Origin of the sequence: Corallococcus exiguus, assembly GCF_009909105.1 — a bacterium.
GTDB classification, from domain to species: Bacteria; Myxococcota; Myxococcia; order Myxococcales; family Myxococcaceae; genus Corallococcus; species Corallococcus exiguus.
This window is the reverse complement of sequence record NZ_JAAAPK010000004.1, coordinates 782694-806257: the sequence shown is the minus strand read 5'-3', so window position 1 is coordinate 806257 and position 23564 is coordinate 782694. Positions and strand designations below refer to the sequence as shown.

Here is a 23564-nt window from a genome sequence, read left to right as displayed (position 1 = left end):
CGCTGTTTTCCAAGCAATTCCGAGGATTTGAATCATGGCTGATGGCATCAACCCGAAGCACCTCGACAAGCGCACCGCCGACCGCTACCAGCGCAGCGGCCAGGTGGACGAGGACGCGTACAAGAAGCACCTCGAGGAGCTGCCGGACGTGGCCGACAAGTCCGTCCCCATCGAGACGCTGATGGATGGCGACATCGACGACGACTTCGATGACGAGGACGACGACGAGGATACGGACGACGACGCCTCCGACGAGGATGAGTCGGACGAGGACGAGTCGGACGAGGACGAGTCGGACGAGCCTGCTGGCGAAGAGGACAAGGCGTCCGAATGAGCCCTTCGGAGAAGCGGGGTGAGACCTTCGTGATGACGGGGGATGCGAGCCCCGCCTCCGAGGAGTCCCTGTCGTTCAGCACCTTCATTGTCGGACTGGGCTCCGCCGTCCTCATCCACCTGGGTGGGGCGCCGAACCCGGAGACGGGCCGCCTGGAGAAGGACCTGCCTTCGGCCCGGCAGAACCTGGACCTCCTGGCGATGCTCCGCGAGAAGACGCGCGGCAACCTCACCGCGGAGGAGGAGAAGCTGGTGGACAACCTCCTGTCCGACCTTCGCATGCGCTACGTGGAGGCAAGCCGGAAGTGAAGCCTCGTGAAGTCACCCGCCCGGGGGGATTGCCCCGGGGCGTGCGGATCGCCGCCGGGCTGTGCCTGATGCTCTCCACCCTGACCGGGTTCCTCGCCTGCAGCGAGGCCTCCGTCATGATGAACTTCGAGGCCCACCGCGAAGCGCAGCGGGAGCACACTCCCACCATTGCCCTGCTGGGCAAGGACCCCGCCGTCACCCAGGCCATCATGGAGGCGCAGCTGTCCGCGCTCTCCCCCATGCGCGAGTCCCGCGCCCTGGTGCTGACCGGGCTGACGGTGGCCTGCACCCTGCTCTTCTTCGCCTCCAGCCGCATGCTGCGCTCCCCCGACGGCGTCCCCCGGGATGGCTTCCGGCAGCTGCTCGGCGGCGCGGGCATCTTCGCCGCGCTGATGCGCACCATCGACGGGGCCCAGTGGACCGTCGTGGCCCGCCACACCAGCCAGGCCATGGTGGAGGGGCTCAAAAACCTGCCCGAGTTCCAGGACCCGGCCACGGCGCAGCAGCTCTACGCGCTCGTCCCGTCCCTGATGACCCTCAGCGCGGTGCTCCCCACGGTGCTCGTCGCCGGTGGCTTCGCGCTGCTCGCCCAGTACTTCCGCAGCGAGGGCGTGCGGGACGCCATCGTCACGCTCGACGGGCCGACCGAAGACCCCTGAAGTCCGGGTGGGACTGACGCGGCGCGGCGCCCAAAGGCCGTCCGTGCTGCTTCAGCCCGCGTCCGTCTCCGCGCGGGGCAGCGCGGGCCCCAGGAGCAGCGCCTCCAGGGCGGCCATCGCGTCCGCTTCAGAGCCGGCGGCCGTGCCCTCCAGGGGCAGCACGCGGGCCAGCGGGGCCTGGGGGATGCGCAGGAGCTCGTCCCGGGTCAGGCCGAACACGTACGCCAGGTGCCCCATGGGCCAGCGGGACTGGAGGCGGGCGAAGGCCTCGTCGTCCAGCTCCTCCAGGGGACACGGCAGCTCCGCGTCCTCGTACACCACCTTCTCCCCACCCACCCGGCGGCCGTTGCCGTAGGCGATGACTTCCTCGCCCTCGTCCGCGTCGTACACGTAGGCGTGCACGGTGGCGTTGGCGGCGGCGGACAGGAGGCGGGCCAGGGCGTGGTGCGCCGCGTACCAGTGGGCGCCCTGCCGGCCCTGGGAGAAGGGCCCCAGGAAGGCCAGGCGCACCACCTTGCGGCGGCGGTTGATGGTGACGCGCAGCGCCGTGGCGGCAGGGACGCTGTCCATCGACAGGGCCTCCCGGGCCAGACGCACGAGCGCCAACCCGGAGAAGGTGTCGAGTCGAACGAGATAGCCGCCGTGCGCGTCCAGAGTGAAGCCCCCGAGGATGGGCGCCGCCTATAACCGACCCCCCCACCCCCTGGCAACTTCGCCACCACGATTACCCGGCCGCTTCCAGCGGCTCAAAGTATTCCAGGGAAATCGCCGGGCATACGGGCAGTGTCGCCTTGCCAAGGGGTCCCCGGCCCTTACGTTGAGGTCATGCGACTCGACAAATACACGGTGAAGGCGCAGGAGGCGATCCAGGAGGGTCAGTCGCTGGCCCGCCGGGCCGACAATCCCCACTACGAGCCGGAGCACCTTGCCGCGGCACTGCTGGGGCAGAAGGACGGCATCGTCGACCCTCTTCTGCGCAAGATTGGCGTGGACGTGAAGCTGTTCGCGGGCCGGCTGGGCGAAGCGCTCCAGAAGCTCCCCCGCATCCAGGGTGGCGAGAGCGCCATGCTCAGCCAGCGCCTGATGAAGACCTTCGACAAGGCCGAGGACGAGGCCAAGGCGTTGAAGGACGAGTTCACCTCGTCCGAGCACCTGCTGCTCGCGCTGACCCAGGACAAGGGCGCCGTCGGCGAGGCCATGAAGTCCTCCGGCGTGACGCGCGAGCGCGTGCAGGCGGGCCTGAAGGAAGTGCGAGGCTCCTCGCGCGTGACGAGCGCGGACGCGGAGTCCACCTACCAGGCGCTGGAGAAGTACGGCCGCGACCTCACGGAGGCCGCGCGCGCTGGCAAGCTGGATCCCGTCATCGGCCGCGACGAGGAGATCCGCCGCTGCATCCAGGTGCTCAGCCGCCGCACCAAGAACAACCCGGTGCTCATCGGTGAGCCGGGCGTGGGCAAGACGGCCATCGCGGAAGGGCTCGCGCGCCGCATCGTGGACGGCGACGTGCCGGAGGGATTGAAGAACAAGCGCCTCATCACCCTGGACCTGGGCTCCATGGTGGCCGGCGCCAAGTTCCGCGGCGAGTTCGAGGAGCGCCTCAAGGCGGTCCTCAAGGAGGTCTCGGACGCGGCGGGCGAAATCATCCTCTTCATCGACGAGATGCACACGCTGGTGGGTGCCGGGAAGGCCGAAGGCGCCATGGACGCGGGCAACATGCTCAAGCCGGCGCTCGCGCGCGGCGAGCTGCACTGCATTGGCGCGACGACGCTGGACGAGTACCGCAAGCACATTGAAAAGGACGCCGCGCTGGAGCGCCGCTTCCAGCCGGTGTTCGTGGGCGAGCCCACGGTGCACGACACCATCAGCATCCTGCGTGGCCTGAAGGAGCGCTACGAGGTGCACCACGGCGTGCGCATCCAGGACTCCGCGCTCGTCGCGGCGGCCACGCTCAGCCACCGGTACATCTCGGACCGCTTCCTGCCGGACAAGGCCATCGACCTGGTCGACGAGGCCTCCAGCCGCCTGCGCATCGAAATCGACTCCATGCCCACGGAGATCGACGACATCCGCCGCAAGGTGACGCAGCTGGAAATCGAGCGCGAGGGCCTGCGCAAGGAGACGGACCCGCACTCGCGCGAGCGCCTGGCCACCATCGAGAAGGAGCTCGCGAACCTGAACGAGAAGTTCAACTCGCTCAAGGCCCACTGGGACGCGGAGAAGAAGGCCATCGCGGCCCTGCGCTCGCTCAAGGAGAAGCAGGAGAAGGCGCGCAACGATCAGGCCGCGGCCGAGCGTCAGGGCGACCTGAACCGCGCGGCGGAGCTGAAGTTCGGCGTCATCCCCTCGCTGGAGAAGGAAGTCACCGCGCAGAACGAGAAGCTGGCGGAGCTTCAGAAGAACCAGAAGTTCCTCAAGGAGGAGGTGGACTCCGAGGACATCGCCTCCGTGGTGGCCAAGTGGACGGGCATCCCGGTCTCCAAGCTGATGGAGGGCGAGATGCAGAAGCTGGTCAAGATGGAGGACCGGCTCGCCGAGCGCGTGATTGGCCAGCGCAGCCCGATTGAGGCCGTGTCCAACGCCGTGCGCCGCGCGCGCAGCGGACTGCAGGACCCGAACCGCCCCATCGGTTCGTTCATCTTCCTGGGCCCCACGGGCGTGGGCAAGACGGAGACGGCGAAGGCGCTGGCGGAGTTCCTCTTCGACGACGACACGGCCATGGTCCGCATCGACATGTCCGAGTACATGGAGAAGCACGCGGTGTCCCGGCTCGTGGGCGCGCCCCCGGGCTACGTGGGCTACGAGGAGGGCGGCCAGCTGACGGAGGCCGTGCGCCGCAGGCCGTACACGGTGGTGCTCTTCGACGAAATCGAGAAGGCACACCACGACGTGTTCAACATCCTGCTCCAGATTCTCGACGAGGGCCGGGTGACGGACAGCCAGGGCCGCACGGTGGACTTCCGCAACGCGGTGCTCATCCTCACGTCGAACATCGGCTCGCAGGCCATCCAGGAGGGCATGGCGGGCACGGACACGCTCAACGAGAAGACGCGCGGCGAGGTGATGGAAGCGCTGCGCAGCCACTTCCGGCCGGAGTTCCTCAACCGCGTGGACGAAATCGTCATCTTCGAGCCGCTGCGCAAGAAGGACATCTACCGCATCGTCGACATCCAGCTGGGCAAGCTCCAGAAGCTGCTCCAGGCCAAGCGCCTCACGCTGGATCTCACGGAAGGCGCGCGGGAGATGCTGGCGGAGCGCGGCTACGACCCCACGTACGGTGCCCGGCCGCTGAAGCGCGCGGTGCAGAAGTACCTGTTGGATCCGCTCGCCATCAAGGTGCTGAACGGCGAGTTCGCGCCGGGCGAGCACATCCAGGCGGACGCGGGCCCCGACGGGCTCACCTTCGCCAAGGTGCTGGTGGACAACTCGAAGGGCGTGAAGCAGGCGGGGTAGCCGGCTTCACGCACCGGTGATTCACGGCGGGCCGCCTTCCCTCACCGGGAGGCGGCCCGTGGTGTTTTTTCAGGTGCGGCGGTGCTTGTCGTAGAGCGCGTCGCGCCACGCGAGCAGATCCGGGAAGCGCGCGGCGAGCCCCGAGTGGGTCCACACCTCGCGAGTGCCCGCCCCCATGGGCAGGTGCCGGTCCGCGGGCGGCCCCAGCAGCACGAGCATCGCCGCGGTGGTGATGTCCGCGTAGGTGAAGCCCGCGTCCAGCAGGTAGGGCCTGCCCCCCAGCGCGGCGCGCAGCTTCTCGTAGGAGGGGGCGACGGCGGCCTCGATGGCCTCCGGCGAGGTGTCCGCCACCTGGTGCTTCTTCACCACGAAGCGCATGCCCAGGCGCGCGGAGGGCGCGAACACCGGGCGCAGCCAGCCGGGGACGAACTTCGGCAGCATCTCCGCCTGGGCGCGGGAGTTCGTCAGCATGCGCGGCATGGCGTAGGCGCGCGCCAGGTCCAGCACGTGTTCGCTGGTGTCGTTCCACGCGGTGATGGCGTCCACCTGCGCGGACGGGAAGAGCGGGCTGCCCTGCCCCACCGCCTCCGCGTGCTTCGCGATGGCGAACGAGCCGTGCGTGGCCGGCTGGGGCGGGTCCACGAGCAGCGGCACGGAGGGCTTCACGCCCGGCGCCACCTGCTTGCGCAGCCAGCGCTCCTGGATGAGGGGGACATAGTCCTGGTAGCGGTAGGCGACGCGGTGGTGGTCCAACGCCCACCGGGCCTTCTCCGTCCAGCCCGACGAGGTCAGTCCGACGAGGATTCGCATAGGGGGCGGCACCCTAGCAGCCTCGCGCGCCTCAGCGCTCTCGCAGGAACGCGTCCAGTTCGGAGAGCTTGAGCAGCCGGGGCTCGGAGGTGGGGAGCACGGCGGCGCGGGCGGCGGTGGCCAGTGCCCGGGCCCGCTCCGGCTCCAGGTGGGCCTTGCGCAGCGCGCGGGCCAGGATGAAGCGGATGTTGGCCATCTCCAGGGGCGGGGCCGCCGTCTGGCTCCAGGCCTCCAGGGAGCGCTCCCCCCACTTGCGGGCCTCGTCCACCTCACCGCGCGCCAGGGACAGCTCGGCCATCATCTCCTCCATCTCCATGGGAGGCCGGGCCTCTTCGCCCGCGAGCTTGTGGTGCAGGGCCAACAGCTCGCGCGCCACGTCCCGGGCCTCGTTGAGCTGCTTCGCGCGGGTGAGCGCCACGGTCAGAACGCGCAGCGATTCTCCCAGCTCGGTCTCTCCCTTCAGCTCCCGCACGATGGCCACGCTGCGCTTCGCTTCCGCGACGGCGCGCTCGGACTGCCCCAGCCGCATCCAGGCTTCCGCCTGGCATCGCGACGGCGCCGCGAAGATGGGATCGCTGCGGCCGTCGGCCCGGGCCGCAGCCACCTCCTCTTCCATCTCCTGGAGCAACACCTGGGCGTCCGCCACCCGGCTCTGGTTCATGAGGATCTGGGACAGGTTGGTGCCCGAGCGGATCCGGAAGATGGAGCCCTTGGGGAACAGCTGCTTGTAGATGACCCGGGCTTCCAGCATGCGGCGCTCGGCCTCGTCGTAGCGCCCCATGCGGAAGGCCGCCGCGCTCAGGTTCGCCCGCAGGCCGGCGACGTAGCGCTGGGGCTGGTGGTCGGGGCCGTAGATGCGCTCGTAGCGGCGCAGGGTCTCCAGGAAGGCCTCATACCCCTCCTCGTAGCGCTGCAGCTGCACCAGGGTCCCGCCCATGTTGTTGAGCGTGATGGCGACCTTCGGGTGGTCCGGGCCGTAGGCGGCCTCCAACACCTTCCTGGCGCGCTGGATGGTGGCAAGCGCCTCCTCCGCGCGCCCCATCGACCGCTGGGTGGAGGCCATCGTGAGCAGCGCGCGGGCGAGCCGTGGCGAGTCGCGGCCGTGCAATCGCTCCTGGAGCGCCAGCGCCTGCTGAAGCACGGGCAGCGCCTCCGACGAGCGCGACTGCTGCTCCAGCGAGTTGCCCTCGTACGCGAGCAACTGGGACTCCAGCTCCAGGTTGCCGCCGGACCGCTCCAGGAGCGCCCGGGCCTCGTCGGCGTGGGCCTTGGCCTGCTCCGGGCGCTGGGTCACCTCGCCGTCGACGAAGACCTGGTAGACGACGGCCTCCGCGGCGCGCAGGTCATCGCGCCCTGACAGTGACGCCAGCATCGCGCGGCGCAGCGCGGGTTCCGCGGACTCGTCGCGCAGGAAGGCGCGGGCCTCGCCTTCGATGAGCAGGGCCTCACCCAGCAGCGGCTTGTAGCCCAGCGTCTCCGCCTCCTTCACGATGGGGGCGACGCGGTCCACGGCGTCCTGCCACCGGTCCGCGCCCAGGCGGGCCCGCGCGTCGTCCAGCTTCGCGTAGGCGGCCCTCACGCGAGCGGCGACCTCCGGCCGCTCCGGTGGGGGCACCGGTTGGGACAGGGCCTCCACGTCCGCGCAGCGTGAAAGTGGGCTCAGCGCCTGCGCGGCTTCTGGGGCGCTGGCGACGCCCACGCGGTCCGCGGAGAAGAGCACCTCCGTGAGCGCGGTCAGCTCCCGGCGGCGGCGCTCCAGGCAGTGGGTCCGCAGGTCCAGCACCGCGGTGGATTGCGTGCCGTGTTCGTGCGTGGCCAGGCACGCGTCGCGGCGGCTGTCATTCCAACCGGAGGCATAGGCATCCAGCGTCCGGGCGGTGGCCTCGTAGGCGGAGACAGCGTCCGGCGCGCCCGTGGCCTGGAAGGCCTTGAGCAGCGCCGCCTTGCGGTCCGCGTCCCAGATGCCCTGGAGCCGCGTGGGGTCATCCGCGCAGGGCGACGGGCCTCGGGCGAACACCACCGCGGCCGCGATGGCGAGCAGGCCCGCTCCCACTCCAGCGGCTGCCATCTTCGCGCTGGTGCGTGGGAAGGCAGCGCGCTCCAGCGCGTCGAGCAGGACCGTCATGGAGGCATGGCGGGCAACCGGCTCCGGTGACAGCCCGCGCACGATGAGCGCGTGCACGGCGCGTGGGACATTGCTCCGGTTCGCCAGGCCGCCGGCCTCAGTGGAGGAGGGCTTCTGGCCGTGCAGCCCTTCGTACAACGAGACGCAGAATGCGTACTGATCCGACCGCGCGTCCGCGGGGGAGCCCGTGAGCACCTCCGGCGCGATGTAGCCGGGGGTGCCCGCGACGCTGGTGACCAGCGGGGCGCCCTTCGGCGGCGCGGCCCCTCCCGGGCTGCCCTGCGGAGACAAGGCCTCGTCCGCAGCGACCTTCGGAGATGCGGCATCTCCCGGGCCGCCCTTCGGAGTCGCGGCGTTGCCCGGGACACCCTTCGGCGACAAGGCCACATCCACAGCGTCCTTCGGCGACATGGTCTCGCCCGGAATGGCTATCGGCGACGAGGCCTCGTCCGGGGCACCCTTAGGCGACGCGGCATCTCCTGGGGCGCTCCTGGGCGACGCGGTCTTGCCGGGCCCCAGCGCTGTGGCATCTGCTTCTTCGGAGGACTCCAGGCGGGCCAGCCCGAAGTCCGTCACGCGGGCGCGGCCCTCCTTGTCCACGAGCACGTTGTCCGGCTTGAAGTCCCGGTGCACGACGCCCGCCGCGTGCGCCGCCGCGAGCCCCCTGCCCGCCTGGAGGTAGAGCCGCACCACGTCGCGCCACGGTCGGGTGGCCTCCAGCAGGTGCTGGCGCACAGTGCCGCCGTCCACCAGCTCCATCGCGATGAAGACGACGTCCCCGAACGTCCCCACGTCGTGCACGGCGACGACGTGCGGGTGGCGCGTGCGCGCGGCGGCCTGGGCCTCGCGCAGGAGCCGCTCTGTTCCCCCCTGGGAGCCGCTGGCGGAGGTCGGCGCGCGCAGGAGCTTCAGTCCGATGCGACGGTCGAGGCTTGGATCATACGCCGCGTGGACAACGCCCATGCCTCCCGCCCCCAGCCGCTCCAGCACCACGTAGCGGCCCAGCAGCGTCCCCTGCGCGACCTGGGGGATGCGCGACTTGACGGAGCGGGTGAACGGCTCCGACACCGCCACGGCCGTGCGCGCGGCGTGCACGTCCGGCGCGGGGACGGCGCGCACGCGCAGGAAGTCCGCCAGGGCCTCGCGGCAGGACGCGCAGGTGTCCAGGTGGCCTTCGGCGCGCTCGCGCAGGGACTGGGACGGAATGCCGTCCGCGAGGTCGAGCAACTCGACCTCATCGAGGTGGGCGGTGGACTCGGGCATGGAGCGAATCACCCTTCCTTCAGGAGAGACGCGAGGCTGATCTCCAGACTGCCGTCGAGCACGCGCAGCAGGCTGTCCAGCTGAGAGGTGTTGAGCGCGAGCCTCCGGGCCAGGCCCTGCCGGGTCTGCTCCAGGAGCGCTTCGCGCGCCTTCGCCATCCACCGCGACACCGTGGACGCATGCACCTGGTGCAGGGCACCCAGCGACTCCACGCCCAGGCCCTGCACCAACCCCATGCGCAGCAGGTTGCGGTCGCGCGGCGCGAGCGCGGCCAGGGCCTCCGTGAAGGCGGCGCGGAAGGCGGGACGGTAGCGGTGGCGGATGTGCTCCAGCTCCGGATCCGTCGCGCCCAGGTCCGCGGCGATGAGCGCGTCATCCAGCGGCGTGCTCCGGTCCGGCTTGCGCTTGAGCGACAGCGCGATGCCCAGCGCCACGGCCTCCGCCCACCGCCGCAACGGCCCCCGGCCCGCGTACTCCGTGAGGCGCGGAGCTCGGCCGCCCTCCTCCACCAGGAGCCGCAGGCGAGTGAGCTGGAGCACCTCGTCCACGAAGGCGTCCGAGTCCTCCACGCGGCGCACCGCTCGCCCCGCGGGCACCAGCACGGCGGACTCCAGCACATCCAGCGCGGCCCCCTGCCCCTCCACCGACGCCAGCGCCAGATACAGGTCCTCGCAATGCAGCGCGGACAGGGCCTGCGCGAGGGGCTCGCCCGGCGGCGTGTGCAGCCCCAGATGCGCGACGAAGGCCTTGGGAGCAAGCCTGACGCCAGGCCAGGCTGCCTCGCAACGCTCGAGGATGCCCATCAGGATGGGCGCAAGCGCCGTGTCCTCCTCGGAGGACAGGGTTCGCGCGGCGGTCCCCCGGAAGGCCGCGACCAGCTCGGATGGAATGTGGGCCATGGCAGCAAGGCGGGTCTCCCAAGGACCAGCCCGGACCGGAACGTTAGCGAATGCCCGGGTCGGGGCGGAAGGCCCCCATCCGCTCACACGCCTGGCAGGAAGGCGTCGGACCCAGGCCCCAAGCGTTGACGCCGGAACACCCGGCGCAGGAAGTCCACCCATCAGGTCGTCCGCACGCGGGTCCGGTGGCAATCCAACAGGACCGCGAATCACGCACGCGGGCCGCGCATCCGACCGGCGCTTGCAGTCGTGGGACTCACTTTCCGGACGAGGACGACATGAAGATCGGAATCATTGGCGCGGGATTCATCGGTGGAACCCTGGCTCGGCGGTGGACGCAGCTGGGCCATGAAGTGTCCATCGCGAACTCACGCGGACCGGACACGCTGCGCGACCTCGCGAAGGAGACGGGCGCGAAGGCCGTCACGGTCGAAGAGGCGGCGAAGGCCGGCGAAGTCGTCGTCGTGACCATCCCCCAGAAGGCAATCCCTGACCTGCCGAAGGGCCTGTTCGCGAACGTGCCGAAGGACGTCGTGATCATCGACACGGGCAACTACTACCCCGTGCGCGACGGCAGCATCCCGGAGCTGGAGAACGGCAAGGTGGAGAGCGAGTGGGTCGCCTCGCTCATCGGCCGCCCCGTCATCAAGGCCTTCAACAACATCTTCTTCCAGAGCCTCCTGGAGAAGGGCCTGCCGAAGGGCACGCCCGGCCGGGTGGCGCTGCCCATCGCGGGGGATCCGCCCGAGCACCGCGCGAAGGTGCTCAAGCTCGTGGAGGAGCTGGGCTTCGACGGCATCGACGCGGGAAGCATCGCCGATTCGTGGCGCCAGCAGCCCGGCACGCCTGTCTACACCCACGACTTCGACGCGTCGGGCGTGAAGAAGGCCCTCGCCGAGGCAGAGCGCTCGCGCCTGCCGGAGTACCGCAAGAAGGCCGACGACTCGCTGCGGGCCTTCTTCGCGTCGCAAGGCTGAGCGCCTCTTGTGCCTCTGGGGCTTCGGACGGAAGGTGTGCGCCGCATGGCCACCCTCCCCGAAGCCCCGCTGCTCGTCACCGCTGAGCTGGAGCCAGAAGCCTTCACGCGCCTGGACGGCCTGCGCCGCCGCTACTTCCCACCCGAGCGCAACGTCATCCCGGCGCACGTGTCCCTCTTCCACCACCTGCCCGCGCATGAGCAGGACGCCGTGGAGGCAGCGCTCGAGGTCGTCACCGAGCGCCCCCCCGCCCACGCTGCGCTTCACGAAGTTGCGGAGCCTGGGACGCGGCATGGCGGTGGACGTGGAAGCCCCCGGCCTCACGCCCGTGCACCGCGAGCTCTCCCGCGCCTACGTGGAGTGGCTCACGCCGCAGGACCGTCAGCCCTTCCGGCCCCACGTCACGCTGATGAACAAGGCCACCGTGGAGGAGGCGAAGGCCGCGCTCGCGGAGCTGGGCGCGGGCTGGTCCGCCTTCGACTCGCACTCGCCCGCGCTGCTGCTCTGGCGCTACCTCGGCGGCCCGTGGGAGTCCGTGCGCCGCTTCCCGTTCACGGGCCGCGCTGGATGAGCTCCTCCACCGCCTCGCGCACGTCCCGCAGGTACGACGGATCCCTCACCGCGATGAAGATGGTGTCGTCACCCGCCACCGTGCCCGCCAGACCCTCCACCGCCTCGCGGTCCAGCGCCAGCCCGAAGATCTGCGCGTAGCCGGGCGCAGTCTTCAGCACCAGCATGTTGGGCGGCGCCTCGATGATCGTCACCTTCGGCGCGAGCGGCACGGTCACCACCGGCGGCTCGGCGCGCTGGTAGCGCCCGTTCACCTTCTGCACGCTCAGCTTCTTCAGCCGCCGCGACAGCGTGGACTGGCTGGGCGTGTGCCCCGCCTCTTCGAGCAACGACTGCAGGACGAACTGATCCGGCACGTCCTGGAGGGAGATGAGCTGAAGGATGGCGTCGTCCAGGTTCATTCACATTCACCATGCATGCGGCTGAATACGCACGCAAGGCGCATGAAAAATCCCAGTGAATGTTCTTGCGCGCTGCGCCGTTCTGCATAATATCCGCGCCTCCTCAAGGAATATGCACGAATTCAAGTGCATATTCAGCAGTCCCCATCCATCCGGCGCGGCCGGGGGAGCACGAAGCCCATGAAGCATGTCACCCGCATTCAGGACCTGGGCCCGGAAGGCGTCGAGGCGGTCCTCTCGCAGGCGGCCGCGTGGAAGCTGAAGGATCCGGGCCACATCTTCCCGGGGAAGCTCCTGGGCATGGTGTTCTTCAACCCGTCCCTGCGCACGCGCACGTCCTTCGAGGCGGTGATGCTGCGCGCGGGCGGGCACGCCATCGTGCTCGACGTGGGCTCTGGCGTGTGGAAGCTGGAGGACCGGCCCGGCGCGGTGATGAACGCGGACCGCGCGGAGCACATCAAGGAGGCGTCGCCTGTCCTGTCGCGCTTCGTGGACATGCTCGGCATCCGCACCTTCTCCCAGGGTGGCGGTGACGAGGAGGACGAGGCCGACCCCGTCATCAACGCCTTCCGCAAGTGGGCCACCGTGCCGGTGGTGAGCATGGAGTCCGCGCGCGAGCACCCCTGCCAGGGTCTGGCGGACGCGCTCACCCTGCGCGAGACGTTCGGCACCACGAAGAAGCTGCCGGTGACGCTCACCTGGGCGCCGCACATCAAGCCGCTGCCCAAGGCCGTGCCGAACTCCTTCCTCCTGTCCGCGGCGGCCGCGGGCTGCGAGGTGCGCGTGGCGCATCCTCCGGGCTTCGACCTGCACCCGGCCGTGCGCGCGGAGGCGGAGGCGTACGCCAAGGCCACCGGCGGCAGCATCACGTACACGCACGACCAGGACGAGGCGCTGGTCGGCAGCCGCGCCGTGTACGCGAAGTCCTGGGGCCCCACCGCGCAGACGGCGAGCACGCCCACGGACGTGGCGGCGCTGCTCGCGTCGTACTCGGGCTGGATGCCCACGCGCCGGCACATGGGGAAGGCCGCGAAGGACGCGGCGTTCCTGCACTGCCTGCCCGTGCGCCGCAACGTGGAGGTCGCCGACGAGGTGTTGGATCACGCCAGCAGCCGCGTCGTGGATGAGGCGGGCAACCGCTACCACGTGCAGCGCGCCCTCCTGGCCTGGATGCGCGGCGGCTGATTCACACGGCCCGCCGCCCCACCCTTCTTCCGTCCCCTTTTGCATTTCCAGAGGTCCACCGTGCCTTTGTCTCCCGACCCGTACGCCGCGCTTCGCAACGCGGCGAAGTACGTGAAGCAGTTCCGCAGCAAGACCTTCGTCGTGAAGCTGGGCGGAGCCGTGCTGACGGATCCGCGCACCCGCAAGACGGCGTGCGAGCAGATCGCACTCCTGTGGGCCTTCTCCATCCGCCCCGTCGTGGTGCACGGCGGCGGTCCGGAACTGGACGCGCTCTGTGACGCCCTGCACCTGCCCATCGAGAAGGTGGCCGGCCGCCGCATCACCTCCGCGCCCGTGCTGGACGCGGCGAAGATGGTGCTGGCGGGCAAGCTGCACACGGACCTGCTCGCGGACCTCCAGGCCGCGGGTGTGCCCGCGGTGGGCCTGTCCGGCGTGGACGCGGGCCTCATCAAGGCGCGCAAGCGCCCGCCCGTGCTGGTGACGGAGCCCGGCGAGACTCAAGGGCGCATGGTGGACTACGGCCTCGTGGGCGACATCGAGTCCGTGGACACGCGCGTCGTGGAGCACCTGCGCTCCGCCGACTACGTGCCCGTCATCGCCCCGCTGTCGGGCGGCCAGGACGGCGCCGTGTACAACACCAACGCGGACACGGTGGCGGCGGCCCTCGCGGCGGCGCTGCATGCGGAAAAGCTGTTCTTCATGGTGGAGGTGCCGGGGCTCCTCAAGGACGTCTCCGACCCGTCGTCGCTCATCTCGCTGGCCACGCTGTCGGACCTGGCGTCGCTGGAGGCCGAAGGCCGGCTCACGGGCGGCATGCGTCCCAAGGCGCACGCCATGCGCCACGCGCTCGTGGGCGGCGTGGGCAGCGTGCACCTGGTGAGCGGCAAGCAGTCCGATGCGCTGTTGGAGGAGGTCTTCACCAACGAGGGCAGCGGCACCATGGTCGTGCGCGAGCACCCGGTGAAGCACGGCGAGGCCAAGGGTTGAACCCCGCCGCGCTGCTCACCGCGCTGGTCGCCACGCCCAGCGTCTCCGGCGACGAGGCCCGCATCGCGGACCTCGTCGCGGGCCATGCGGAGTCCTGGGGTGCCCGCGTGCACCGCCAGGGCCACAACGTGTGGTTCAGCGTGGGCAGCGGGCCGAAGCGCCTGCTCGTCAACTCGCACCTGGACACGGTGAAGCCGTGCGCCGGGTGGAACACGGAGCCGCACGAGGCCGTGTGGAAGGACGACACGCTCTACGGCCTGGGCGCCAACGACGCCAAGGGCTGCGTCACCGCCATGCTCCTCACCGCGAAGGCGCTCCTGGAGGAAGGCGCGCCGAAGGGTGTGGAGTGCGTCTTCGCGCTCACCGCCGAGGAGGAGACGGGCGGCAAGGGGCTGGGGCCGCTCTTGTCCACGCTGGGGCCGCTGGACGCCGCCATCGTGGGCGAGCCCACGTCGCTCAAGCCCTGCACGGCGCAGCGGGGCATGCTGCTCTTGCGCTGCGTGGCGCACGGCAAGAGCGGTCACGTGGCGCACGCTCACACGGGTGGGTTGGACAACGCCATCCTCAAGGCGGCCCGGGACATCCAGGCCGTGTCCGCGCTGCGCTTCCCCGCGCACCCGCTGCTGGGTGAGGCGCGAGCGCAGGTGACGCAGGTGTCCGGAGGACTGGCGCGCAACCAGGTGCCGGACCGGTGCGAGTTCTTCGTGGACCTGCGCACGACGCCGGGCATGGACCACGCGAAGGTGGCGGAGGACGTGGGGCAGGCGCTGGAGAGTGAAGTGGTGGTGCACTCCGCGCGCTACCTGCCCAAGGGCACGGACGCGTCGCACCCGCTGGTGCGCGCGGCGGTGGTGGCGTCGGGCCAGGACACGGTGGGCTCCAGCACCACGTCCGACTGGGCGTTCCTGGGAGACATCCCGGCGGTGAAGGTGGGCCCGGGCGACACGCTGCGGAGCCACCAGGCGAACGAGTACCTCACGCGCGCGGAGCTGGAGGCGGGGCTCGCGTTCTATCGACGACTGCTGCACGGCTATGCCGGGGAGGTGTCGCGTGGCTGAGACATTGTGGGGCAAGGGCCAGCCGCTGGACGCGGCCATCCACGCCTTCACCGTGGGCGATGACCCCGTGGTGGACCTGTCGCTGGTGCCGCACGACGCGCTGGGCAGCGCCGCGCACGCGCGCATGCTCGCGCACGTGGGGCTGCTCAGCCCGGAGGCCGCCACGTCGCTCGTGTCCTCCCTGCACGCGCTCCACGACGAGGCCCGCGCGGGCCGCTTCACCATCCGCCCGGAGCAGGAGGACGGCCACACCGCGCTGGAGGCCGCGCTCGTGGAGCGCACCGGCGAAGCGGGCAAGCGCATCCATCTGGCGCGCTCGCGGAACGACCAGGTGCTGCTGGCGCTGCGCCTCTTCATGCGTGAGGAGCTGCTCGCACTGGGCGCGCGTACCGCGGAGCTGGCGGGCACGTTCCTGGACTTCGCGGAAGCGCACGCGGACCTGCCCCTGCCCGGCTACACGCACCTGCGCCGCGCGATGCCGTCCACCTTCGGCCTGTGGGGCATGGCGTTCGCGGAGGGACTGCTGGAGGAGCTGGAGGCGCTGAAGGGCGTGTGGGGGCGGCTCGACCGCTGCCCGCTGGGCGCCGCCGCGGGCTTCGGCGTGCCACTGCCCATCGACCGTGAATATGTCGCGCGGTTGCTCGGTTTTAGTCGAGTTCAACGCAGCCCCATCGACGCGCAGGACAGTCGGGGGCGGCATGAAGCGGCGCTGCTCACCTGGGCGTGCTCGGTGGCGGGCACTCTGGAGAAGTGGCTTTGGGACGTGCAGCTCTACAGCATGGACGAGTTCGGCTTCCTGGCCCTGCCGGATGCCTTCACGACCGGCTCGTCCATCATGCCGCAGAAGAAGAACCCGGACGTGGTGGAGCTGGCCCGGGGCCGCTGCCGCGAGCTGCGCGGTCTGGCGCATCAGGTGGAGGCGGTGGCCGGAGGCCTTCCCTCCAGCTACCACCGTGACTTCCAGCTGCTGAAGCGCCCCACCCTCCAGGCCCTCACCAGCGCGAAGGCGCTGCTGGACGTGCTGGCGCGGCTGGTGCCCGCGCTGAAGGTGAACGCGGAGAAGGCGCGCGCGGCGTGCGATGACACGCTCTACGCCGCGCACCACGCCTACGCGCTCGTGGCCAAGGGGCAGCCCTTCCGCGACGCGTACCGGGAGGTGGGCCGTCAGCTCAACGACGGCAGCTTCCAGCCGGACCGCGGCGCGCTGACGGCCACCCACCTGGGTGGCGCCGGCAATCTGGGCCTCGCCACCGCGCGCGAGGAACTGGCGGATGCGCGCGACTGGCTCACGCGCACCCACGCACAGCAGGCGCAGGCCGCTTCGCGCGTCTGGGCCCCCTGAAACCTTCCTCACCCCCTTTCGCAGCAACAGGAGTCCGAAGATGAGCAAGAAGTCCGTGGTGCTGGCGTTCTCCGGCGGCCTCGATACCGCCTTCTGCACGGTGTACCTGCGTGAGCAGGGCTGGGACGTCACCACCGTCACCGTGGACACGGGCGGCTTCCCGCCCGAGCAGCTGGAGCGCATCCAGGCCCTGTCCCAGAAGCTGGGCGCGGTGGCGCACCACACGGTGGACGCGCGCGACACCCTGTTCCAGGGCTACCTGCGCTTCCTCATCGCCGGCAACGTGCTGCGCGGCCAGCTCTACCCGCTGAGCGTCTCCGCCGAGCGCGCCTGCCAGGCCGTGGAGGCCGTGCGCATGGCGGAGAAGCTGGGCGTGCAGGCCGTGGCCCACGGCAGCACCGGCGCCGGGAATGATCAGGTCCGCTTCGACGTGGCCTTCCGCACGCTCGCGCCCCAGCTGCAGCTCATCACCCCCATCCGCGACCTGGCGCTCTCCCGTCAGCAGGAGATCTCCTTCCTCGCGGAGCGCGGCTTCCACATGCCGGCGAAGACGGGCACGTACTCCGTCAACGAGGGCATGTGGGGCACGTCCGTGGGCGGCCGCGAGACGCTGGACTCGTGGAGCACCCTGCCGGAAGCGGCCTTCCCCGGTGGCGAAATCCCCACCGACCTGAAGCCTCGGCCGCTGATCATCTCCTTCGAGAAGGGCGTGCCGGTGGCGCTCGACGGCAAGGCGCTGTCCGCGGTGGACGTGGTGGAGCAGCTCAACGCGCTGGGCCGTCCGTACGGCATCGGCCGGGGCGTGCACCTGGGCGACACCATCCTGGGCATCAAGGGCCGCGTGGGCTTCGAGGCCCCGGCGGCGCACCTGCTCATCGCGTCGCACCGCGAGCTGGAGAAGCTGGTGCTGTCGGGCAAGCAGCTCTTCTGGAAGGAGACGGTGGGCAACCTGTACGGGTCGCTGCTCCACGAGGGGCACTTCTTCGACCCGGTGGTGAAGGACCTGGAGGCGTTCCTCGCCTCCTCGCAGGACCGCGTGACGGGCGAGGTGAAGCTGGTGCTCACCCCGCGCGCCCACGTCGTGGAAGGCGTGCGTTCGCCGCACTCGCTGATGGACGCGAAGGTGGCGACGTACGGAGAGGCCAACGTGTTGTGGACGGGGACGGAAGCGGCGGGGTTCGCCAAGCTCTACGGCGTCGCGCAGATGCTCTCGCAGAAAGCGAAGTGACGACATGAAGATCCACGTCGACAAGGTGGGCAGTGTCACGCGCAACCTCCAGGTGGGGCGCACGGTGCACCTCACGGATGAGGTCAAGTGCGAGGAAGGCGCCGTCATCGCGGTGCGCATCCACGGGGAGAAGAGCGTCTACAACCAGTTGGAGGACGTGAACGGCCGGCTCGTCACGCTCCACGCGGGCGACATCGTCGTGGGCGCGCTCGGCCACCGCAACGCGCTGCACGGCTACGAGGGCATCGTGCCCGCGTCCGTCACGGTGGGCGACAAGCTCAACATCCTCAACATGGGCGGCGTCATCGGGAAGTGCACGTCGCACAACCCGGGCGTGGGCCCGCCGTTCGAGGCGGAGGTGCTGGGCCAGGTCCTCACCTTCCCGGAGTTCCAGTCGCGCGCGGGGCAGCACGCGCACATCTCCACCGGCGCGCTCAAGGGCACGTCGAGGGCGGTGACGTGCCCGGTGGTGTACGTGGTGGGCACCTGCATGAACGCGGGCAAGACGTACGCGGCCAGCGTGGTGGTGCGAAAGCTGTCGCAGGCGGGCTACCGCGTGGGCGGCGCGAAGCTCACGGGCGTGTCGCTGATGCGCGACACCCTGTCCATGCAGGACAGCGGCGCGGACGTGGTGATGGACTTCACCGACGCGGGCGTCGTGTGCACCGGCGCGCGCACGGCGTCCAAGGTGGCGCGGATCGTCTTTTCGGAGATGGTGGCCCAGGACGTGGACGTCATCGTCGCGGAGACGGGCGACGGCATCATGGGCGAGTACGGCGTGCAGGCCATCCTGGCGGATCCGGAGCTCAAGGCGCTGGGCGGCGCGTTCATCCTGTGCGCGAACGACCCGGTGGGCGCGGCCGGCGGCGTGCGGCACCTGCGCGAGGTGTACGGCATCGAGATGGACATGGTGGCCGGGCCCGCCACGGACAACGCGGTGGGCGTGCGCTTCGTGGAGCAGGTGGTGGGGCTGCCCGCTCGCAACGCGCGCGCGGATCCGAACGCCCTGGGGAATCTCATCGTGGAGAAGCTCGCGCCCAAGCTGGGAGCGGGGAGGAAGTCATGACGTCGCCTGCGAACATCTACATCCTGGGGGCCTCCGGTTTCGGCGGAGGCGAGCTGTTGCGGCTGCTCTCGGGCCACCCCGGCAACGCCGGCATCCGCGTGGTGTCCCGGCACCACGCGGGTTCGCCCATCCACAAGGTGCACCCGCACCTGCGCGGCCTGGTGGACGGCCGCTTCGAGGCGGAGCCCGACTGGCGCTGGCTGGCGGACTCTCAGCGCCCGGTGGTGTTCAGCGCGCTGGGGCACGGAGAGCTGGCGTCTCAGTTCGCCGGGCTGGAGAAGCAGTGGGCGGACGCGGGCCTCACGGACCGGATGCTGCTGGTGGACCTGTCGTCCGACTTCCGCCTGGACCACCCGGGCCGGTACGCGGGCGCCTACGGCCGGCCGCACCCGTCCCCGGACCTCCTTGGCACGTTCACCTACGGCCTCACGGAGTGGAAGCGTGAGCAGGTGAAGACGGCGAAGCGCATCGCCAACCCGGGCTGCTTCGCCACGGCGGTGCAGCTGGCGCTGTTGCCCATCGCGGCCACGCCGGGGCTGGGGCTGCTGGCGGTGTCGGGTGTCACGGGCTCGTCCGGTTCTGGTTCGCTGCCGGGCGAGGGCACGCACCACCCGACGCGCGCGCATGACTTCCGCGCGTACAAGCCGCTGGAGCACCAGCACGAGGCGGAGGTGGAGGTGATGCTGGTGGCGCACGGTGCGCAGCGGCACCGGCTGGCCTTCGTGCCGCACTCGGCGCCCATGGTGCGCGGCATCTTCGCCACGGTGCAGTTCGAGTGGCCGGAGCACGGCGGCGCGGTGGTGACGCAGTCGCTGACGGAGAAGTACCGCCGCTACTACGAGGGCTCGAAGTTCGTGCGCATCGTGGAGGGCACGCCGCGCGTGGCGGCGGTGACGGGCAGCAACTTCTGCGACATCTCCGTGGCGACGAAGGGCCGCTCCGTGGCGGTGATGGCCGCGCTGGACAACCTGGTGAAGGGCATGGCCGGCCAGGCCGTGCAGAACTTCAACGTGGCCCTCGGCTTCCCCGAGGACACCGGTCTGCGCCAGGCCGCCTGCTACCCGTAGTAGGCCGTTGAATCCGAGGCGGCTTCGGCGCGGAGCCGGAGCCGCCTTTGTCGTTTCCTCAAGCCGCAGGCGTCTTCGGCACGTCCCCTGAGGACGTGGTGGCCTCTCCCGCGCTGCTCGCTTCACCCGTCGGAGCGGTCGCGGCAGGTGCGTTCCCGGACGCGGCCGGAGCTTCGGCGGCGCCACCCTCGCGCTGCTCCAGACGCGCGCCACCTGCTTCCGCGGCCTTGAGGAACTCGTCGTACTCCGACTTGCGGGCGACGGCCTTCGCCTCGGCCTCCGCGGAGCCCTTCTCGGCGGCGGCGCGGCCCGCGCGGATGGCCCGGGCGCTCAGCAGGATGCCTCCCACGAAGGCCAGCCCCCGCAACGCCGACGCGACGGTCCAGCCCGTGGTGAAGCTCTCCATGCCGTCGCGCACGAAGTTGAGCGCGAGCACGAACACGCCGCCGGATAGCGCGGCCCCCACGGCGGTGGTCCACGTGCGCAGCGCGACGATGCGGGCGGCGCCGTAGCAGAGCGTCGGCAGCACCGCGAGCACCCACAGGTCCTCCAGCGCCACCGCCACCGGGATGCGCAGGAAGTCGGACGGCAGCGCGCTCACCCGCGCGTGCAGGCGCAGCACCAGCGACACGCTGAGCATGGCCCCCACCACCAGCGACAGGAACCCCAGTCCGACGATGAACTGGAAGCGGCGGACGCGGACGCGCAGGGGCTCGAGGGCACTGGGTTTGGAGCTCACGGCCCGAAAGCCTACCGCACTCTCACCCTTCGTCCTCTTCCCCGACAGCAGAGTCCCCCGCCGAGCGAGGGGGCGGGCCGTCGCCGTAGAAGACCTCCTCCATCACCAGCCCCTGCGGCGGCGCGGTGGCCCCGGCCAGCTTGCGCTCGCGAGAGGCCAGCACTTCGGCCACCCAGGCCTCGGGGCGGCGGCCCTTGCCCACCTCCACCAGCGTGCCCACCAGGTTGCGCACCATGTGCTTGAGGAATGCGGTGCCCTCCACCACGAAGGCCACGGTGTCGCCGGACGTGCCTTCCACGCGCACCTGCCGGATTTCGCGCACCGCGTGCTTCGCCTGGCAGTCCGCGGCGCGGAACGCGGAGAAGTCATGCCGGCCCACCAGGGCCTGGGACGCGCGGCGCATGGCCTCCACGTCCAGCGGGGCGAACACCTCCCAGTGCGTCGTGCGCAACAGGGGGGACCGCATGCGCCGGTTGCTCACCCGGTAGCGGTATCGCTTGCCGCGCGACCAGCGGCGCGGGTCGAACTCCGGCGACACCTCCTCCGCGGCCACCACCGCGATGTCCGGCGGGAGGATGCCGTTGAGGCCCATGGTGTAGGCCTTCATCGGAAGCACGCGCTGCGTGTCGAAGCTGGCCACCTGCCCCGTCGCGTGCACGCCCGAGTCGGTGCGTCCTGCGGACGCAACGAAGACGCGTTCCCCCAGGAGCTTCTGGAGCGCGTCCTGGAGCGTGGACTGGATGGACGGGCCATTGGGCTGCACCTGCCAGCCCACGTACCGGGTGCCTTCGTATTCGAGCGTCAACTTCAGCCGGGGCATGGGCAAGGCAAGCAAAGGCACGCGGTCAGCGCGTCTTCAGCCATCCCTCCAGCACATCCGCCGCGAGCTTCGCCAGGGAGACGTTCGCCTTGCGCGCCTGGGCCTCCAGCCTTTCATACACCGCCGGGTCCACCGTCAGCGCGAGCAGGCGCGGCTCGGTGGCGGGGAGGTCGTCCAGGTGCATGGCCTCCGTGGGCGGTCCGTCCACGGACGCCACCACCTCCGCCACCTCCAGCGCCATCTCCGACGTGGGCGCGGAGGACTGGCGCGTGGACAGGCGCTTCAGCTCCTGCGGGCGCTCGTCCTCGAAGAGCTGCTTGACGAAGTTGGCCAGGTGCAGCGGCGAGGGCGTGAAGTCATAGGACTCCAGGAAGGCGTCCAGGTCGCGCTGCATGTCCAGCGCCGTCTGGTAGCGGCGCTCGCGGTCGCGGGCGAGCGCGCGCATCAGGATGGCCTCCACGCGCTCCGGCAGGTCCTCGCGGAAGTATGACGGCGCGTAGATCTTGGCTTCCGTGATGCTGCGCATGACGGCGACGTCGGAGTCGCCGGTGAAGAGCTTGAAGCCGGTGAGCCACTCGTAGAGGACGGTGCCCAGCGAGAAGATGTCGCTGCGGCAGTCCAGCGGCCGGCCCAGGCACTGCTCCGGGGACAGGTAGCTGAGCTTGCCTTTGATTTCCCCGGAGCGCGTCTCCTCCACCTGGTTGGCGGCCTTGGCGATGCCGAAGTCGAGCACCTTCACCGAGCCGTCGAACGCGACGACGATGTTCTCCGGCGTCACGTCGCGGTGGACGATGTTGAGCGGGTTGTTGTAGCGGTCCTTCTTCTGGTGCGCGTAGTGCAGGCCCGCGCAGACGCAGGAGGCGATCTTCAGCGCGTACACCATGGGGAAGGGAATCCCCAGGGACTCGGCCTTGGGCACGACGCGGCGCATGTCGCGTCCGGAGACGTACTCCATGGCGATGAAGTAGCTATCGACGATCTTCCCCAGGTCGTGGATCTGCACGATGTTGGGGTGATTGAGCTGGGCCGCCAGCCGCGCCTCGTTGAGGAACATCTTCACGAAGGCCGCGTGCTTGGACAGATGCGGGCGGATGCGCTTGATGACGATGGGCGTCTCTTCGCCGCTGGCATCCAACTGGTGCGCGAGGAAGATCTCCGCCATGCCCCCCACGGCGATCCGATCGATGAGCCGGTAGTTGCCGAAGCGGAACGCATCGCGCGGAGGCGAGGAGGCGGCGGGAGCCATGGAAGCAATGTAGCCGCGCCCCGCCCGGAGGCGCTAACGAAGTTGGACGACGTGCACCTTGAGTGCCGGTTCCTCACCTGGAGGTGTCGGAAAGTCGAGCCCCGAGGGACCAAGCGACCCCACTGTCTTCCCCGCCCTGCCAGCCCGCGTCACACCTTCCAGCACCATGGTTTCGAAGCGGCGCGAAGGCAGTCCCGCCAGATTGCAGCAGGCGACCAGGCGGCCCCTGGGAGCGACCACCCTCGCGGCGGCTTCCGCCAGCCGGGCGTAGTCGCGAGCGGCGGAGAAGCGCGTCGTCTTGGTGGTGGAGAACGACGGAGGGTCCGCGACCACGACATCGAAGGACTCCCCCTTCTTCGCGAGCCGCCCGAGCCAATCGAAGACATCGCCAGCCACGTAGTCGTAGCGCTCCACGGATTGTCCGTTGAGGCGCGCGTTCTCCTCGCCCCATTCGAGCACGCGGCGGCTGGCGTCCATGTTGAGCACGCGCTTCGCGCCCCCGGCGGTCGCGGCGACACCGAAGGCACAGGTGTACGCGAAGAGGTTGAGCACGGTGAGGCCAGAGGCCTGGGCCTGGAGCCACGCGCGGGTGTCGCGCATGTCCAGGTAGAGGCCCACGGAGAGGCCTTGTCCGGGGCGGATGTGGAAGGACAGGCCGTTCTCATTGGAGACGAAGTCCTCCACGGGTTCGCCCCGCGCGGCGGACTCCGGAGCGAGCGCGTCCTTCGCCACGTTGGCGAGCACGCGAGCCTCACGGGGACGGCGCTTCAGGTAGACGCTCCGAGGCGTCCACGCGGAGACGGCGGCGTCGAGCAGTGTGACTTCCTCGGCATCCGCCAGGTCGCGGTAGAGGCTGACCACGACGACGTCGCCGAAGAGGTCCGCCGTCACGTCGGGCACGCCGTCCGCGGCGCCGTTCAGGAGGCGGAATGCGGAGGTGGCGGGGTCCGAGAGCAGCGGACCCCGGCGGGCGCGGGAGGCGCGCAGCAGGTCCACGAGGCGGGGAGGCAGGGCACTCACGCGCCCCTTC

The 23564-nt window shown here is 70.5% G+C and carries 22 protein-coding genes; 13 read left to right on the top strand and 9 right to left on the bottom strand.

Going from position 1 to position 23564, the window contains the following annotated elements; genetic code table 11:
* Positions 1-34: 34 nt before the first annotated feature.
* From GTZ93_RS19320 to GTZ93_RS19310, 3 genes are read left to right on the top strand one after another with little or no spacing between them, the layout of a single operon-like run.
* Positions 35-334, top strand: a complete 300-nt coding sequence (locus GTZ93_RS19320) for a hypothetical protein (RefSeq protein ID WP_180946237.1) — start codon at positions 35-37, stop codon at positions 332-334.
* The gene (locus GTZ93_RS19315; RefSeq protein WP_120581667.1) at positions 331-642 is read left to right on the top strand and encodes a DUF1844 domain-containing protein; all 312 of its coding nucleotides are present in this window, start codon (positions 331-333) and stop codon (positions 640-642) included. Before GTZ93_RS19320 ends, GTZ93_RS19315 begins: the two co-directional genes overlap by 4 nt.
* Positions 639-1301: a hypothetical protein gene (locus tag GTZ93_RS19310; protein ID WP_180946236.1), complete on the top strand. Its 663-nt coding sequence runs from the start codon at positions 639-641 to the stop codon at positions 1299-1301. The genes GTZ93_RS19315 and GTZ93_RS19310 overlap by 4 nt, the downstream gene beginning before the upstream one ends.
* Positions 1302-1352: 51 nt before the next feature.
* Here GTZ93_RS19310 and GTZ93_RS19305 read toward each other — a convergent pair whose 3' ends face one another.
* Positions 1353-1871 carry a hypothetical protein gene (locus GTZ93_RS19305; RefSeq protein ID WP_169822751.1) on the bottom strand — a complete coding sequence of 173 codons (519 nt, stop codon included), beginning with the start codon at positions 1869-1871 and terminating at the stop codon, positions 1353-1355.
* Between the two features lie 255 nt (positions 1872-2126).
* Here GTZ93_RS19305 and clpB point away from each other — a divergent pair, with 255 nt between their 5' ends.
* Entirely contained in the window at positions 2127-4751 is a 2625-nt protein-coding gene (clpB, locus tag GTZ93_RS19300; RefSeq protein WP_139916294.1) for an ATP-dependent chaperone ClpB, read from the top strand.
* A gap of 69 nt (positions 4752-4820) precedes the next feature.
* Here clpB and GTZ93_RS19295 read toward each other — a convergent pair whose 3' ends face one another.
* Genes GTZ93_RS19295 through GTZ93_RS19285 form a run of 3 tightly spaced genes read right to left on the bottom strand, consistent with a single transcriptional unit; the run spans position 4821 to position 9848 of the window.
* Entirely contained in the window at positions 4821-5561 is a 741-nt protein-coding gene (locus GTZ93_RS19295; protein ID WP_139916293.1) for a glutathione S-transferase C-terminal domain-containing protein, read from the bottom strand.
* Between the two features lie 31 nt (positions 5562-5592).
* Positions 5593-8949 carry a serine/threonine-protein kinase gene (locus GTZ93_RS19290; protein ID WP_139916292.1) on the bottom strand — a complete coding sequence of 1119 codons (3357 nt, stop codon included), beginning with the start codon at positions 8947-8949 and terminating at the stop codon, positions 5593-5595.
* Positions 8950-8957: 8 nt separating this feature from the next.
* The gene (locus GTZ93_RS19285; protein ID WP_161662919.1) at positions 8958-9848 is read right to left on the bottom strand and encodes a hypothetical protein; all 891 of its coding nucleotides are present in this window, start codon (positions 9846-9848) and stop codon (positions 8958-8960) included.
* Positions 9849-10126: 278 nt separating this feature from the next.
* On the opposite strand from GTZ93_RS19285, the gene GTZ93_RS19280 reads away from it, so the two are divergent.
* Both GTZ93_RS19280 and GTZ93_RS19275 read left to right on the top strand, forming a co-directional pair.
* Positions 10127-10825, top strand: a complete 699-nt coding sequence (locus GTZ93_RS19280) for an NADPH-dependent F420 reductase (protein ID WP_139916290.1) — start codon at positions 10127-10129, stop codon at positions 10823-10825.
* Positions 10826-11021: 196 nt separating this feature from the next.
* Positions 11022-11396, top strand: a complete 375-nt coding sequence (locus GTZ93_RS19275; RefSeq protein ID WP_219629050.1) for a 2'-5' RNA ligase family protein — start codon at positions 11022-11024, stop codon at positions 11394-11396.
* On the opposite strand, the gene GTZ93_RS19270 is transcribed toward GTZ93_RS19275, so the two are convergent.
* Entirely contained in the window at positions 11377-11796 is a 420-nt protein-coding gene (locus GTZ93_RS19270) for an arginine repressor (protein WP_139916288.1), read from the bottom strand. The genes GTZ93_RS19275 and GTZ93_RS19270 overlap by 20 nt on opposite strands.
* A gap of 180 nt (positions 11797-11976) precedes the next feature.
* On the opposite strand from GTZ93_RS19270, the gene GTZ93_RS19265 reads away from it, so the two are divergent.
* From GTZ93_RS19265 to argC, 7 genes are read left to right on the top strand one after another with little or no spacing between them, the layout of a single operon-like run.
* Positions 11977-12981 (top strand): N-acetylornithine carbamoyltransferase, encoded by a 1005-nt coding sequence (locus GTZ93_RS19265; RefSeq protein WP_120577888.1) that lies wholly within the window; start codon positions 11977-11979, stop codon positions 12979-12981.
* Positions 12982-13041: 60 nt separating this feature from the next.
* Positions 13042-13968, top strand: coding sequence for an acetylglutamate kinase (gene argB / locus GTZ93_RS19260; RefSeq protein WP_120577889.1), 927 nt, complete (start codon positions 13042-13044; stop codon positions 13966-13968).
* Positions 13965-15026, top strand: a complete 1062-nt coding sequence (locus tag GTZ93_RS19255) for a M20/M25/M40 family metallo-hydrolase (protein ID WP_139916287.1) — start codon at positions 13965-13967, stop codon at positions 15024-15026. Before argB ends, GTZ93_RS19255 begins: the two co-directional genes overlap by 4 nt.
* Positions 15019-16368: an argininosuccinate lyase gene (gene argH, locus GTZ93_RS19250; protein WP_169820821.1), complete on the top strand. Its 1350-nt coding sequence runs from the start codon at positions 15019-15021 to the stop codon at positions 16366-16368. The genes GTZ93_RS19255 and argH overlap by 8 nt, the downstream gene beginning before the upstream one ends.
* A 40-nt stretch (positions 16369-16408) precedes the next feature.
* A complete protein-coding gene (gene argG, locus GTZ93_RS19245; protein WP_126934754.1) occupies positions 16409-17596 on the top strand; it encodes an argininosuccinate synthase in 1188 nt (395 codons plus the stop codon).
* A 4-nt stretch (positions 17597-17600) separates the two neighbouring features.
* Positions 17601-18662: a DUF1611 domain-containing protein gene (locus GTZ93_RS19240; protein ID WP_121780039.1), complete on the top strand. Its 1062-nt coding sequence runs from the start codon at positions 17601-17603 to the stop codon at positions 18660-18662.
* Complete coding sequence (gene argC, locus GTZ93_RS19235) at positions 18659-19729, top strand: N-acetyl-gamma-glutamyl-phosphate reductase (protein ID WP_139916286.1); 1071 nt, start codon at positions 18659-18661, stop codon at positions 19727-19729. Before GTZ93_RS19240 ends, argC begins: the two co-directional genes overlap by 4 nt.
* A 58-nt stretch (positions 19730-19787) precedes the next feature.
* On the opposite strand, the gene GTZ93_RS19230 is transcribed toward argC, so the two are convergent.
* Genes GTZ93_RS19230 through GTZ93_RS19215 form a run of 4 tightly spaced genes read right to left on the bottom strand, consistent with a single transcriptional unit; the run spans position 19788 to position 23554 of the window.
* The gene (locus GTZ93_RS19230) at positions 19788-20468 is read right to left on the bottom strand and encodes a hypothetical protein (RefSeq protein ID WP_139916285.1); all 681 of its coding nucleotides are present in this window, start codon (positions 20466-20468) and stop codon (positions 19788-19790) included.
* A gap of 22 nt (positions 20469-20490) precedes the next feature.
* On the bottom strand, positions 20491-21288 hold the full coding sequence (gene truA, locus GTZ93_RS19225; RefSeq protein ID WP_120577896.1) for a tRNA pseudouridine(38-40) synthase TruA: 798 nt from the start codon (positions 21286-21288) through the stop codon (positions 20491-20493).
* Positions 21289-21313: 25 nt separating this feature from the next.
* Entirely contained in the window at positions 21314-22534 is a 1221-nt protein-coding gene (locus tag GTZ93_RS19220; protein ID WP_139916284.1) for a serine/threonine protein kinase, read from the bottom strand.
* A gap of 33 nt (positions 22535-22567) precedes the next feature.
* Positions 22568-23554, bottom strand: coding sequence for a class I SAM-dependent rRNA methyltransferase (locus tag GTZ93_RS19215; RefSeq protein WP_139916283.1), 987 nt, complete (start codon positions 23552-23554; stop codon positions 22568-22570).
* Positions 23555-23564 lie beyond the last annotated feature (10 nt).